Source organism: Brevibacterium sp. Lmc1 (assembly GCF_057654315.1).
Map to the genome: position 1 here is coordinate 1,667,306 of NZ_CM172803.1, position 14,571 is coordinate 1,681,876.

The window sequence follows — 14,571 nt, forward strand, 5'->3', positions numbered from 1 at the left end:
AGACAGCCCGCCGTATGGAGGTACCGTGCTCGATTCCACTGACTTCAAGGTCGCCGATCTCAGCTTGGCCGAGGCCGGCCGACACCAGATCCGCCTCGCCGAAAGGGAGATGCCGGGCCTCATGGCGCTGCGGGAGGAATACGCCTCGACGGCTCCGCTGGCCGGGGCCCGCATCGCCGGCAGCCTGCACATGACCGTGCAGACCGCTGTCCTCATCGAAACCCTCGTCGCACTCGGTGCAGACGTCCGGTGGGCCAGCTGCAATATCTTCTCCACGCAGGACGAGGCCGCCGCGGCCGTCGTCGTCGGATCCGGCACCCCTGAGGCCCCGGCCGGCGTCCCCGTCTTCGCATGGAAGGGCGAGACCCTCGAAGAGTACTGGTGGGCCGCGGACAAGATCTTCGACTTCGCGGACGGACCGAACCTCATCCTCGACGACGGCGGCGACGCCACCATGTACGTGCTCAAGGGCACCGAATTCGAAGCCGCCGGGGGAGTGCCGACCGCCGGCGCCGAGGACTCGGAGGAGTTCAAGGTCCTGCTCAAGCAGATCGCCGCGACCATCGAGGCGGCCCCCGGACGCTTCGCCCGTCTGGCCGCCGGAATCAAGGGCGTGAGCGAGGAGACGACGACCGGAGTCAACCGCCTCTACCGCCTAGCCGAACAGGGAACTCTGCCGTTCCCCGCCATCAACGTCAACGACTCGGTGACGAAGTCGAAGTTCGACAACCGCTACGGCATCCGCCATTCGCTGCCCGACGGACTCAACCGCGCCACCGATGTCCTCATCGGTGGAAAGATCGCCGTCGTCATCGGCTACGGCGACGTCGGCAAAGGTGCCGCCGAGGCGCTGCGCGGGCAGGGAGCGCGCGTCATCGTCACTGAGATCGATCCGATCTGTGCGCTGCAGGCCACGATGGACGGCTACCAGGTCGACCTCCTCGCCGAGGTGGCTCCCCACGCCGACATCATCATCACCACGACCGGAAACACCCGGGTCCTCGACGTCGATGTGCTGCAGACTCTCAAACCCGGCGCAATCGTCGGCAACGTCGGCCACTTCGATGAGGAGATCGACCTGGCAGGGCTGTCCCGCCTGCCCGGAGTGGAGAAGATCGAGATCAAACCGCAGGTCCACGAATGGAGTGTGCCCGTGCCCGCCGAGGCGGGACTCGGCCGCGACCGCACGGACTTCCTCGTCCTCTCCGAAGGGCGCCTGCTCAACCTGGGCAACGCCACCGGTCATCCGTCGTTCGTGATGAGTGCGTCATTCAGCAATCAGGTGCTCGCCCAGATCGAGCTGTGGCACGCCCATGATGACTACGGCAACTCGGTGCATCGGCTGGCGAAGGAGCTCGACGAGAAGGTGGCGCGCCTGCACCTGCCGGCTCTCGGGGCGAAGCTGTCGGAACTGAGCAAGGAACAGGCCGAATACATCGGCGTCGACGTGGCAGGACCGTTCAAACCCGAGCACTACCGGTACTGATCGAGCACTGCCGGATCTCTTCGGCCAGGCGGCGGAGTGGGCGAACCCGGTCGAGGTCCGCTCCGCCGACCGGTGGCAGTCGAGCCGCCTCGTCAGCGGCGGGCAGTCAGCCTGAGGCGTCAGCGGCGGGTGAGGCTGAGACCGTGGGGGAGCGTGTCGACCCCGGACCGGAATGCGTTTGCACGGTCGGTCCTTCGGCGCTGCTTCTCGACTTCGGCGATGCGCTGCCGATGGATGACCGCGGACAGGAACTGTTCGGGAAACGTTCCCTCCGGCGGGGCCGGAGCCACATAGGGATTGAGCTCGGTGGCGAGCTCGATCGCTCGCTGCCACCTCGACTCCGCACCGAGCTGGGGCGCCATGGCGAGGAACGCGACGATGCGCCGATGCAGACCATCGGGGATCGCGGTCACGTCGGTGCTGTTGAGCCACTCGTGCAGATGAGGGGCCACATGGGTGTGCATGGGCGGCAGAGGTCGGCTGCGTTCGCTGACGGCGATGGTTCCGGCCAGATAGTCGCCGAGGCGCTTGGCCTGCGGTGAGAGGAGACCGGACAGCGCCGCGATGCCGCCGCCGCTGGAGACGATCTCGAACGGAAACAGCAGAGCGCGGATGAAGGAATGGCGCAGCCGGACCGCGCCGCCGTCGTCGCGGACCACACGCAGCCCGAGGATGAGCTTGCCCAGCGAGCGACCATGGCTGAGCACTTCGACGAGCATCGGCAGCAGCACGAACACGAAGATCGTCATGACGGTCATGAGCGAACCGAGGAGCAGCCCGTTGAGATCGAGCACCTTGAGCATGAGCCAGAACATGGCGATGAGCAGACCGATATTCACCAACGAATAGACGATGTAGTCGATGAGACAGCTCAATGCCCGCGCCGCGAGAGCGGCCGGTTGGACATTGAGTTCGACGGCTTCACCGGTGATCAGAGTACTCACCCGACCATCGTGTCATATCGCCGCGTTCCGAGGCAGTCGTTTCGCCGAGAGCATGCCGTGAGCCTCTCGCCGCGTCGGAGGTGCTCATGCGTCGTCTCCGATAGGGTGGAGGGATGGATCCGAACCTGCTGGCCCAGCTGCATGGTGATGACTGGCTGGAGCTCTCGGCACTGGCGAAGAAGAACACGCTGACACCCGAGCAGACGACCCGTTTCCTCGAGCTGTACCGGACCGCGTCGAAGGATCTGTCGCGGATCACGACGGTGGCCCCAGACTCTCTCGAAGCCGCTCGGCTCTCGGCGATCGTCCACCGCTCCCGCAACCATCTTTCGTCCGTGCCCAGCGGAGGACTGTCCGGGTTCGCACGGTTCTTCGTCATCAGTCTGCCGCTGTCGCTGTACCGGCTGCGGTGGGACTTCGTCATCGTGGCCGCCGGATTCCTCGCCGTCGCCGTCCTGTCGGGCATCTGGGCGGGAACGCACCCGGAAGTGCTCGAGACCTTCGGGGATCGAGAGTTCCGACGTCAGTTCGCCGAACATGATTTCGTCGACTACTACAAAGAGAACCCGAACGGCTTCTTCGCCGTCGGCGTGTGGACGAACAACGCGTGGATCGCCGTCCAGTTCGTCCTCCTCGGCATCACCGGCGGCTATGTCATCGTCGGACTGTTCTCGAATGCCGTCAACGTCGGCTTCTCCGGGGCGATGATGTTCGAGTTCGACCGGGCCTCCGACTTCTTCCTCTACATCCTTCCGCACGGGATCCCGGAGATCAGCTGCATCATCCTCGCCGCTGCCGCAGGTCTGCGTCTCTTCTTCGCCTGGGTGGTGCCGGGCCCCAGGCCGCGTCGCGACAAGCTCGCCTCCGAAGCTCGGTCACTGCTCGTCGTCGCCGGCGGTCTCGTGCTGCTGCTGTTCGGTTCGGGACTCATCGAGGGCTTCGTGACCCCGAACCCGATTCCGCCGGCGGTCAAGATCGCGATCGGCGTGGCCTATACCGCGGCCGTCGTCGTCTACGCGTGGCACTTCGGCAAGCGCGCCGCCGCAGCCGGACTCAGCGCCGATCTCGACGAGCATCTGGCCGGATACTCGGTCATCTCCACCGATCGCTGATCAAGTTGTCGCTGACAGTTCGCCGCTGAGCGGGGTCGCGGTCACAGGCCGCCGGTGACCTTGAGTCGGATGTAGAGATCGGCCAACGCTCCGGGAAGCTTCTCCGGCAGAGCCTGGACGCAAGCGACACCGAGTCCGCGCAGCCGAGACTGCAGCGACGCCGCTGCGAGCATCTCGGCCTCGGCGGCCGCCGCCGTATAGACGTCGTCGACGTCGCCGCGCCGGGCAGCCAGAACCGCAAGCGCGGGATCTTCGACTCCGGCGACGACGACCCGGTGGTGAGTCGTGAGAGTCGGCAGCACGGGCAGGATGTCCTCGGCGATTGTCGCCTCATCGAGCTGAGTGACCAAGACGACGAGCGCCTGCTGCCGGGAGGTCTGCAGAACCGCCGCGGCGATCGACTCCCAGTTCGCCTCGTAGAGCTCCGGGTACACGGGCGTCAGCGCCACCGACAGGTCATGGACCGGATCATGAGCCCGATGGCTCGACGCGACGGCCCGCACCCGGGCATCGGCGACGATGACATCGACCCGATCGCCGGCACCCGTGGCCAGAGCCGTCAGCAGCAGCGAAGCCTCGAGCGCGGCGTCGAAGACCGTTCCCTCGCCACAGCGACGGGCGGCGAACCGGGAAGAATCGACGACGATGACGACGCGACGATCCTTCTCCGGCCGCCAGGTCTTGACCACGAGGTTCTGCGCGCGGGCGCTGGCCCGCCAGTCGATCGACCGGACATCGTCACCGTCGACATAGTCGCGCAGCGAATCGAATTCCGTGCCCATCCCGCGGATCATCACCGCCGACCGTCCCTCGAGCTCCCGCAGCTTCTGCGTCTTCGACGGCAGCTCACGCCGGGACACGAAAGGAGGCAGAACACGCACAGAGGCGGGAACATCGATGCTCTTCTGCCGCTGGACGAGCCCGAGCATGCTGCGACTGCGCACGGTCACCAGATCGCCGGGCAGCGCGCCTCGTCGAGTCGGCTCCAGCTCGGTGATCACCTCTGTCTGCTCACCCGGTTCCAGCACGTGACGAGAACGAGTCTCGACCGCCCCGGCACTCGGTGCCCAGGCGTCGCGGACGTGGAGGCGCAGCCGGCGGCTGGTCCCATTGATGATAGTCAGCGTGCTGTGGGTGCTGTCGCCGAGGCGGACCATCGGTCCCGGTGTGCGCTGGACTTCCAACCCGTGGATCCGGGGGACGAAGAAGAAATCGAGAACCGCTGCCAGGACGATCACCCCGGCCACGATCATGGCCGTCGGCCATGAGGGCACCAGCATGATCGGCACGAGACCGAGAAAGGTGAGCAGGAACAGTCGGGTGGTCATTCAGCGGGGCACTTCGGTCGTGGCGATGATCGAATCGAGGACCTGACCGACGTCCAGACCGTCCATCTGCGCCTCGGGGCGCAGGATGACCCGGTGCGACAGAGACATATGGGCCAGAGCTTTGACGTCATCGGGGGTGACATAGTGCCGACCGCTCAGCCACGCATGAGCGCGGGCGGCTCCGAGCATCCTCGTCGCTCCGCGAGGTGAGACGCCCAAGGCCAGGGACGGGGTCTGGCGGGTGGCTCGGGCGAGGTCGACGATATAGGTGATGATCTGTGGGGCGATGTAGATCTTGGCGATGGCTTCGCGGGCCCGGCCGATGAGTTCGGCATCGGCGACCGGACGCAGACCTGCCGCGGCCAGGGACCCGGCGTCGAAGCCCCGGGCATGGCGGTCGAGGATCTCGAATTCGTGATCCCGCTCGGGCAGGTCGAGGACGAGCTTGAAGAGGAACCGGTCGAGCTGAGCCTCCGGGAGCGGATAGGTGCCTTCGTATTCGACGGGGTTCTGGGTGGCTGCGACGAGGAACGGTTCAGGCAGCTTGCGTGAGCGTCCACCGACGGACACCTGATGCTCCTCCATCGCTTCGAGGAGGGCCGACTGGGTCTTCGGCGGGGTGCGGTTGATCTCATCGGCGATGAGGATGTTCGTGAAAACCGGGCCGGGACGGAATGAGAAGTCCGAGGCGGAAGCATCGTAGACCAGCGAACCGGTGACATCGCTGGGCATGAGGTCGGGAGTGAACTGCACACGCGAGCTGTCCAGGCTGACCGCGGCGGCGAAGCTGCGCACGAGCAGAGTCTTCGCCACTCCGGGAACCCCTTCGAGAAGCACGTGACCCTGGCACAGCAGTGCGATGAGCATTCCCGTCACTGCCTGGTCCTGGCCGACGACGGCCTTGGCGATCTCGGTGCGCACACCGGTGAACGCCTCCCTGAGCGGGTCCGGCTCAGCCTGCGGAGCCTGCGCGCTGTCCGCAGCAGGGGTCTGCGGCACGACCGGCTCCTGGGGCCGAGGTGCGGCCGGAGGCTGAGAGGCGACCGGTTCCTGAGAATTCGTAGGGCCCTGGGGCGGCTGAGTCATGGGATCTCACTTTCGATCTGGGTGAGCTGATGGACGAGTTCGGTGAGTTCGGCGTCGGTGTGAGCCGACGCGGAGACGAAGACATAGTGGAGACGGCCCGGATCGGCCCCGGTGACGGTCGCGATGTGAGCGATGATGTCGGGTGTGCGGGCATCGGGGCTGAGACCGAGTCGTTTGGCGATGCGCAGCAGGGCTCCGGCCCGGAGCGTGTGCAGCGCCCCGTCGCGATCGTGGCTGCGCGAGCTCAGGGCTGCCCGACCGTGCACGGTCTCCACGGCAGGCACGATGACCGGCAGACGTTCGAGAGCCAGCGGCCCGAACCGGCGCCCGATGACGAGCAGCAGGACGAGGAGGCAGGGGACCAGCCACAGGACTCCTGCGAGGAACCAGCCGGGCACGAAATCGATCGTCGACGGAGGCGACTGCCCCTGTCCCGAACCGTCGAAGGTCGGATAGTAGACGACGAGGTTCTGCGTCTGGGACAGCTGCGAGAGCACAAGAGAGGCATTGCCCTCTTCGTCGATGTTCTCATTGGTCACCCAGTCGGGGCTGCCGAGCACGGTCAGCGGAACGGAACCGCCCGAATCGGTGAGGAACTGTCCGCGCGCAGACCCTGGAGCCACCTCGGTGCCGTCGATCTCGGCGACCCCCGGGCCGGTGAACGGGTAGCAGGCGGTGATCCCCTCGGTGCCCTTCTCCGTCTCCGCGTATTCGACCTCGCCGGTGGACACGGCACCGGCACTGCGGGCGATCGGTGAATCGCAGGACGGTGCGGACGTGGCCTCCGGATCGGCCAACGGGCCGAGGTTGTCGTTGACCGTGATCCGGTCGGTGAACTCCGACACCGTCGGACCGGGATCGACGAGGACGAGCCGGTTGCCGTGGGTGCGCAGAGCGTACTCGAGGCCGGCGATGTCCCCGGGGGACAGAGCCGCGGTGTTCGCGGGAATGAGCAGGGTGGTGTCGGGTCGGGCGGCGGCCGAGCGGGCCTGCTCCTGATCCTCGGTGGTGGTGACATCGACGTCATGGTCGCGCAGGGTCTCGACGAGGGCCTTCGTGCCGGTGCGCTCCGTCGAGTCATAGTGCAGGGGCTCTGCGGACTCCTCGTCGCCGGTCAGCAGCACGAGCACGATCACGGTGACGAGGATGACGAAGGCCGCGACGATCCACACGGCAGCCGACCGCAGCCGAGCGCGCAGCGGAACCCGCGAGGTCGACCGGGTGCCGCGGGCGGCGACATCCAACTGTGCGCTCATACAGCTGCCTCCCGGCGGACCGGCAGTGCACTCAGCGTCCGGTCGAGTGCGCACAGATCCGCATAGACCTCGCCGAGGCTGCGGTCGGCACGTGTCTTCGCCGCGGTCGCCTCCCCGTAGCGGAGGTCGTTGAAGACCTCGGCCACCCCGTGGACGGCGGATCCGTGCTCGGGCAGGGCCACCTCGGCGGAACGGGCGATCTCACTCGCTGTGGCCGAGGACTCGAGCGAGACGATCTGCTTGACGGACAGGATCGCGAAGATCGCTCGGGATTCGTCGATGACCGCGGTCTCGAAGTCCCCGGCCTGCGCGGCCCGGGCCGCGCTCTCGCGCCACGGGCCCGGTTCGGGCTGGGAGACCACGGGATCGAATGCGGACAGCGGGACGCCGACACGGCGGAATCCGGCCCGACGCACGCGCCAGACGATGAAGGCGACGATCGCGGCGAGGCCGAGGACGACGACGATGAGCAGCCACGGGGAGTTCGCGCCCAGGGCGGCATGGACGAGCGAATCCCACAGGGAGGACAGCCACCGGCCGATCCGTTCCAAGGGGGTGAGATCGTTGGCGGCGTATTCCGGTTTCGAGAGTTCGTGCTCTACCCATTCGCGGCCGGTGTCCCGGTCGATATTCGCCGAGGCGGCGCGAAGCTGTGCCGCGCCCGGCTGGGAGGACGCGGCGGTGTGGAGGTGGCGGGCCGCCTCGGTGATGAGGGAGAGGATCATCGGTCCTCCTCGGCGCGGATGAGGACGAGGTCGAGCCCCTCCGAGCGCATCTGCTGATCGAAGAAGCAGACCGTGACCAGGCAGGCGAAATAGGCGAAGAGGACGGCGGAGGAGATGAGCGTGAGTGCGAGCAGCAGACCCACGGAGACGATGGCGATGGCCGCCTGCGCCGTCGTCGACTCGGTTGTCGTCGTCATGCCGACGCCCAGGAGAACCGAGATGATGAAGACGATCGGGGTGATGATGAGTTGGACGAGCTGATTGGACAGGAAATAACCGAGCGCCAGCTGGCCGAGCATTCGCCAGAAGCCGCGCCCGGTCAGTTTCCAAGACCGGCGGATTCCGGCACGGACGCTCAGGTCCTCGACCGCGATCGCCGAACCCAGGAACGCCAGGCGCAGGTTGACCCAGATGAGCGCGACGAACCACAGCAGGGCGGCCAATGCGGCCCAGACTAAGGCGAGGATCGCCGAATCGGCGCCGAGGAACAGCAGCGTCGGGGCGGTGAGGGCCAGCAGCAGGCCGAGGTTGATTCCACTCATCAGCAGTGTGGCCAGGATGAGGCGCAGGCGGCGACCGGACAGGGACTTCCACGCCATCGACAGAGTGGTCCTGCGGGCGCCGAAGGAGGCGCGGGTTCCGGTGGCGATGATGCCGGAGAGCAGATGGGCCAAACCGAGGCTGAGCAGGCTGAGTGCCACCGAACCCAGCTGGGCCAGGGCGATGAAGCCGGAGGCGGCATCCTCATTGCCGCTGAGGTCGTTGAAGAACGGCAGGAACTGCACTGCGATGAGGGCACCGATCGCGGCGAGCAGCAGGCTCCAGAGGGAGAAGACGATGAGAGAGGAGCCGATGGACAGAGTCGGGACGAAACGCAGCAGGCGGAATCCCGAATCCAGCGCCTCGATGAAAGTCAGCGGACGTTTGGGCAGGAGCCCGCGTGGGGGAGGCGGCTGCCATCCGCGCGAGGGCGGGGACGGCGAACGCCGCTGCCAGCGGCCGGTGTGCCAGTCGACCTCCGAGGTCCATGCATTCGTCTGTCCCATCACGCCAATCCTGCCATGATTCGCCGGCAAGTGCCGAGAGGCCTCCCTGTCGGATTCGGTGCGCGTCGGCCGTGTCGATCCCGGCCGTCGGGGGACGGCCCGGGGACGGTTCGGGGTTGGTCTGAGGGGCGATCGGGAAAGGCGATCGGGAGGGAGGTCGGGCGGCCGTTCCGACGGTCGGCCTCGGGGAGTGAATGGCCCGCTGCAGGGGGCCGTGCGGCGCGGCAGCTGAACCGTCGGTCTCCGCTGTCGGCGGATCCGGTGCATGAGGCAGTCGACAACGCCCGATAGGCTAGGAGTGTCGGGAACCGAAGAACACGCGAACATAAGGGACAATGGGAGCATGAACGCTCGAATCCTCGTAGTTGATGATGACACGGCTTTGGCCGAAATGATCGGAATTGTGCTCAAAAGCGAAGGCTTCGAGCCCTTCTTCTGCGCCACCGGAGACCAGGCCTTCGAAGAATTCCAGAAGGTCAATCCGGACCTCGTGCTCCTCGACCTCATGCTGCCCGGCAAGGACGGACTCGAAGTCTGCCGGGAGATCCGTGAGATCTCCTCGGTGCCGATCATCATGCTCACGGCGAAGTCCGACACCGTCGATGTCGTCCTCGGCCTCGAATCCGGTGCCGACGACTATGTGCCGAAGCCATTCAAGCCCAAGGAGCTCATCGCCCGTGTCCGCGCTCGGCTGCGGATCTCCGAACCGCAGGCTCCCGAGCTGCTGACCGTCGGCGACGTCGTCGTCGACGTCGCCGGCCACACGGTGACCAAGGGCGGATCACCGGTGTCGCTGACCCCTCTCGAGTTCGACCTCCTTGTCGCCCTGGCTCGCAAGCCGTGGCAGGTGTTCTCCCGCGAGACCCTGCTCGAAGAGGTGTGGGGCTATCGTCATGCCGCCGACACCCGACTGGTCAATGTCCATGTGCAGCGTCTGCGGTCGAAGATCGAACGCGATCCGGAGAAGCCGGATATCATCGTCACCGTCCGCGGCGTCGGCTATAAGGCCGGCCGAGCCGCGTGACTTCCGAGTCAGCCGCGGACGGACCCGTTCGCACCGCGGCCTCGGCGCTGAAGACGTTCTGGAACTTCATCCTCCGATCGTTCAGCCACTCCCTGCAGGTCCGCATCGTCGTGCTCACGATCGTGCTCACTTCGGTGGCGATCTTCGGCGTCGGAACCTATATGTCCCAGCAGATCGCCCGCGGTCTCTTCGACACCCGCCTGGATTCCCTGTCCTCTCAGACTCGGTCGATCCTGGCCGAGCTGCGCTCCCTGGCACCCGTCGACGGGCAGGCGGTCACCCAGGACACGCTGAGTTCGCAGCTGTCCTCGATCTACAACCGTTCGGCCGGGTCGGTGTACTCGCTGACCCTGCAGCCGAAGGACCCGAACTCCTCCTTCTCGACGATCACCGCCGGTGGGTCGAATGAGGACGGTGAGGCCACGCAGGTGCCCGTCTCCGATGAACTCCGCGAGGCCATCCGCAAGGCCCCGACCGACGACAAGCTCTACCAGTCGGTGAGCTTGCCCGACGGGACCGGACCGGGTCTGCTCATCACCCAGGAGCTGCAGATCCCGGGCGCCGGCCAGTTCCAGCTCTACTACCTCGGCGACCTCAGCGAACAGCAGGACACGCTCAACTTCGTGCAGCGTTCGATGTTCGTCGCCGCCCTCGTCCTCGTCGTCCTCGTCGGTGCCGTCGCCTGGATCGTCACCCGACTCGTCGTCACACCGGTGCGCACCGGGGCCGAGGTGGCCCGGCTCATCGCCGATGGTGACCTCGACGAACGCATGCCCGTCCACGGCAACGATGAGATCGCCGTCCTCGGTGAGAGCTTCAACGATATGGCCGACACCCTCCAGCACCAGATCGAGCAGATGGAACGGCTGTCGGTGCTGCAGAGGCAGTTCGTCTCCGACGTCTCCCACGAACTGCGGACACCCCTGACGACGATCCGTGCCGCAGCGGACCTCATCTACGATTCCCGTGACGACCTCGACCCCGTCACCGCGCGCAGCGCGGAACTGCTCAACTCGCAGGCAGAACGGTTCGACAACCTGCTCTCCGACCTGCTGGAGATCTCCCGCTACGATGCCGGTGCCGCGGCGCTGGTGCCCAAACCCGTCGATATCGGCGCGATCGTGACCTCGGTGATCGAGACCGTGTCGATGGTGGCCGAACAGATGGACACCGCCATCGTCGTCCACGCTCCTTCCTCACCGGTCATGGCCGAGGTCGACCGGGTGCGGATCACCCGGATCGTGCGCAACCTCGTCGTCAACGCCATCGAACACGGTGAGAACAACCCCGTCGACGTCTATGTCGCCTCCAACGCCGAGGCGGTGGCTGTGAGCGTGCGCGACCACGGAGTGGGCATGAACGAAGAGCAGGTCGAGCACGTCTTCGACCGGTTCTGGCGTGCCGATCCGGCACGCAAGCGCACCCTCGGCGGGTCGGGTCTGGGCTTGGCGATCTCACTCGAGGACGCGCACCTGCACAACGGCTGGCTGCAGGTCTGGGGCAAACTCGGCGAAGGATCGTGCTTCCGGCTGACGATTCCCCGGCGCCCCGATCAGGAGATCACCTCCTCACCTCTGCCTCTGCCGCCTCGCGATGCGCAGATCCGCGGTTCCGCGCTCGTGGCGGGACCGCTGTCCTCGGACGGCTCAGTCCGCATCCAGACCGGATCGATCCCGATCGTCGTCGAAACCGAGCCGGAGATGCTCGAAGATGACAACGAATCCGTCGCCGAGGCGGCCCCGCAGTCATCATCGCCGGAGACGACCACGACTTCCTTTGAGGCGGTCTCGGACGATGGGGCCGCCGCCGACGAGTCGGACAGCGCGGCTGCCGACGGCTCTGAGACAGGCACCGCCGAGACTGGGCCGCGGTCCACGGACGTCGGCGATCCGGACCTGGACGGTGACGGCATGGACGACGGAGAAGGAGGACGGTCATGATGCGCACGAAGCCCAGAGGGCTGCGAGTGAAGACCGTGTTGGTCTCCGTGTTCACCGCCTTGACCCTCGTCGGCTGCTCGTCGATCCCGACGTCATCGCCTGTCGGCCATATCGAAGACGACTCGGGCGATGCAGGTGCGAACAACGCGCGGATCCCCGACGGTCCCGAACCCGGGGACAGCCCATCGGACATCGTGCGCGGGTTCCTCCGTGCAGGAGCGGGCGCCGGCAACAACTTCTCCGTGGCCCGGTCATTCCTCACCGAGGGTGAGGCGCAGAAATGGAGCCCACAGGAATCGGTGTCGGTGCTGCCCAACGGCACAGATCTCGACTCCTTGAACGTCGGAACCACCTCCGACCAGAAGACGATGAGCATCTCGCCCCCGGTCGTCGGTCTCGTCGACTCCTCCGGAGTGTACAACTCCACCGAACCGGGCACTCGGTCCACGATGGAATTCTCGCTGCGGCAGGAGAACGGGGAGTGGAGGATCTCCTCGGCGCCGGACGGGCTTCTCATCAGCCAGACCGACTTCCAGACGATCTTCCTCAACTATTCGCTGCAGTTCTTCACCTCCGACTATTCGTATCTCGTCCCTGACTCCCGCTGGTTCCTCCGGTCTTCCTCGACCCCGACGGTGCTGATGAACGAGCTGCTCAGCGGACCCGCTCCCTACCTCTCGGGAGCGGTGATCACGTCGATTCCCGATGGTGCCAAGCTCAGCGATTCGGATTCGAACGTGGTGACGATCGAGAACGGCGTCGCCAATGTGGCCCTGGGACCGCAGAACCCGGCCCCGTCCGACCGCGAAAAGGGACTTATCCGTCAGCAGATCGCCACCACCCTGCAGGTCATTCCCTCGATCTCGGCAATCGATCTGAGCATCGGCGGGCAGACGGTTCCGGCCAGTCTGCAGCCGAAGACCGATACGTCGGTCCAGGTGGACGGGCCACCCGTGGTTCTCGCCGACGACCACCTCTCTCGGGTTTCGGGCACCACCGTGGCCAAGGTCGAGAACAGTCCGAATCTGAAGAAGGCGAAGGCGAGCGATCCCGCGGTGTCATTGGACGACTCTCTCTACGTCTATCTGGCCGACGACGGCAAGCAGCTCATGCGGTTGAAGTCCGACGCCGTCGACGCTACTCCGATCCTCAAGGGCAAGAAGCTCGTGCGCCCCAGCATCGATCGCTTCAACACGACATGGACGGGTGAGGCTGAGAACAAGGGCGAGCTCAAGGCCGTCGGTCGTGACGGCAAATCCTCCACCGTCGCCGCCGACTTCCTCAACGGTCGACAGCTCATCGATATCGAGGTCTCCCGAGACGGCACTCGTATCGCGCTGCTCAGTCGCCACAAAGGGGAACCGGATCGCGTCGATGTGGTCGGCATCCCCAGGGACAAGGCGGGCAATCCGGCCGGTCATGTCTCTGAAACGCCGATCGAAGTGGGTGCGAATTTCCACGAGATCAAGGATGTCTCATGGGCAGGGGCGACGTCTCTCGTGGCTCTGGCCGCAGGGGAAGGCGAATCAGCGCAGCCGTTCCGCATCGGAGTCACCGGCCCTGCTGAACAGCTCGGTGAGGTCTCGGACGGAAGCCGCATCGCCGGTGGAGTGGACGGACGCTCGATCCTGGTCACCGGTGCCGATGGCGCGCTGTACAGCTACAACTCGAACGCCTGGCAGAAACTCGTCGACGTCGAAGCGAAGGATCCCTCCTATCCCGGTTGACCCGCACAGCATTGCCTGTCCCCGCTGACCCACGGCGCCTTTCCCTTCCCGGCTGGGCCGTCGGGCGGCGGTGCGCGGCTGTTCTGGAAAGCGGCTCATCGCCGCCCCCCGATCCGGGCATGCAGTAGATTTCTCCCATGGGGCTGCTCGGGGAGTTCGGCGAACTGCTCCTGCCTCGCCGGTGTGCCGGCTGCGGGCGGGAGAACGTGTCCCTGTGCACCCGCTGCCTGCAGCTGCTCGGTGGGATCCCACGGGCGATGGAACCGCGCTACGGCACGATTCCGGTCGTCGGGGTCTGCGAATACAACTCGCAGATCTCGAAGATGGTCGTCGGCTTCAAGGACGACGGACGCCGGGACATCCTCGATCCCTTGGCCCTGGCTCTGACCCGTTCGATCGTCGCGGCCCTCGAGCTCATCGGCTACTCGGGTGGGGCGATCCGACTGTTTCCGGCGCCCAGTTCGGATCGGGCCAGACGTCGTCGAGGCGGATCGCATACGGCCGCCCTGGCGAATCGGGCGAAGGAGCTGTCGCCGGAGCTGCCTCTGGAAGTCCACGATGTGCTCGCGGCGAAACGATCGCGTGACCAGGTTGGACTCGGGGCGATCGAGCGGGCTCAGAATGCTCAGCGGACCCAATATCTCGACCGGAGGAGAATCGCTGAGATCGCGGAAGTCCGTCCCGTGTCGGGCACCGAATCCGCGCCGACGGACCTGCTCATCGATGACTTCTCCACCACCGGCGCAACCTTGGCAGAAAGCGCACGTCTGCTAGCATCGGTGCAGATCAGGCCCGCTGTAGGAGCTGTTCTCGGTCTCGGTCGCGGGGGCACTCGATTTGTCTCTCCCTTTACTGTATAACGGTGTTTACCCATCCAAGGGCATGGGATCGGATGAA

The 14,571-nt window shown here is 66.1% G+C and carries 12 protein-coding genes; 6 read left to right on the forward strand and 6 right to left on the reverse strand.

Annotated features, from left to right (window positions below; genetic code table 11):
* Positions 1-25: 25 nt before the first annotated feature.
* The gene (ahcY, locus tag AC239G_RS07305; RefSeq protein WP_139470288.1) at positions 26-1,486 is read left to right on the forward strand and encodes an adenosylhomocysteinase; all 1,461 of its coding nucleotides are present in this window, start codon (positions 26-28) and stop codon (positions 1,484-1,486) included.
* 119 nt (positions 1,487-1,605) lie between these two features.
* Here ahcY and AC239G_RS07310 read toward each other — a convergent pair whose 3' ends face one another.
* Entirely contained in the window at positions 1,606-2,430 is an 825-nt protein-coding gene (locus tag AC239G_RS07310) for an RDD family protein (RefSeq protein ID WP_248284099.1), read from the reverse strand.
* A 113-nt stretch (positions 2,431-2,543) separates the two neighbouring features.
* On the opposite strand from AC239G_RS07310, the gene AC239G_RS07315 reads away from it, so the two are divergent.
* Complete coding sequence (locus AC239G_RS07315; RefSeq protein WP_139470290.1) at positions 2,544-3,542, forward strand: stage II sporulation protein M; 999 nt, start codon at positions 2,544-2,546, stop codon at positions 3,540-3,542.
* 41 nt (positions 3,543-3,583) lie between these two features.
* Here the strand turns inward: AC239G_RS07315 and AC239G_RS07320 are convergent, their stop codons facing one another.
* Genes AC239G_RS07320 through AC239G_RS07340 form a run of 5 tightly spaced genes read right to left on the reverse strand, consistent with a single transcriptional unit; the run spans position 3,584 to position 8,983 of the window.
* On the reverse strand, positions 3,584-4,870 hold the full coding sequence (locus AC239G_RS07320; RefSeq protein WP_487490025.1) for a DUF58 domain-containing protein: 1,287 nt from the start codon (positions 4,868-4,870) through the stop codon (positions 3,584-3,586).
* Positions 4,871-5,956 (reverse strand): AAA family ATPase, encoded by a 1,086-nt coding sequence (locus AC239G_RS07325; protein WP_139470294.1) that lies wholly within the window; start codon positions 5,954-5,956, stop codon positions 4,871-4,873.
* Positions 5,953-7,212 carry a DUF4350 domain-containing protein gene (locus tag AC239G_RS07330; protein ID WP_172168862.1) on the reverse strand — a complete coding sequence of 420 codons (1,260 nt, stop codon included), beginning with the start codon at positions 7,210-7,212 and terminating at the stop codon, positions 5,953-5,955. The genes AC239G_RS07325 and AC239G_RS07330 overlap by 4 nt, the downstream gene beginning before the upstream one ends.
* Complete coding sequence (locus AC239G_RS07335) at positions 7,209-7,937, reverse strand: DUF4129 domain-containing protein (protein ID WP_487490026.1); 729 nt, start codon at positions 7,935-7,937, stop codon at positions 7,209-7,211. Before AC239G_RS07335 ends, AC239G_RS07330 begins: the two co-directional genes overlap by 4 nt.
* Positions 7,934-8,983, reverse strand: a complete 1,050-nt coding sequence (locus tag AC239G_RS07340) for a DUF7847 domain-containing protein (RefSeq protein WP_139470300.1) — start codon at positions 8,981-8,983, stop codon at positions 7,934-7,936. Before AC239G_RS07340 ends, AC239G_RS07335 begins: the two co-directional genes overlap by 4 nt.
* Positions 8,984-9,326: 343 nt before the next feature.
* Here AC239G_RS07340 and mtrA point away from each other — a divergent pair, with 343 nt between their 5' ends.
* The 4 genes from mtrA to AC239G_RS07360 all read left to right on the forward strand — a co-directional run bounded on the left by mtrA (position 9,327) and on the right by AC239G_RS07360 (position 14,534).
* Entirely contained in the window at positions 9,327-10,007 is a 681-nt protein-coding gene (gene mtrA, locus AC239G_RS07345; RefSeq protein WP_062861422.1) for an MtrAB system response regulator MtrA, read from the forward strand.
* Positions 10,004-11,947: an MtrAB system histidine kinase MtrB gene (mtrB, locus tag AC239G_RS07350; RefSeq protein WP_487490027.1), complete on the forward strand. Its 1,944-nt coding sequence runs from the start codon at positions 10,004-10,006 to the stop codon at positions 11,945-11,947. The genes mtrA and mtrB overlap by 4 nt, the downstream gene beginning before the upstream one ends.
* Positions 11,944-13,674: an LpqB family beta-propeller domain-containing protein gene (locus AC239G_RS07355; protein WP_229663890.1), complete on the forward strand. Its 1,731-nt coding sequence runs from the start codon at positions 11,944-11,946 to the stop codon at positions 13,672-13,674. Before mtrB ends, AC239G_RS07355 begins: the two co-directional genes overlap by 4 nt.
* A 137-nt stretch (positions 13,675-13,811) precedes the next feature.
* The gene (locus AC239G_RS07360) at positions 13,812-14,534 is read left to right on the forward strand and encodes a ComF family protein (RefSeq protein WP_139470303.1); all 723 of its coding nucleotides are present in this window, start codon (positions 13,812-13,814) and stop codon (positions 14,532-14,534) included.
* Positions 14,535-14,571: the final 37 nt, after the last annotated feature.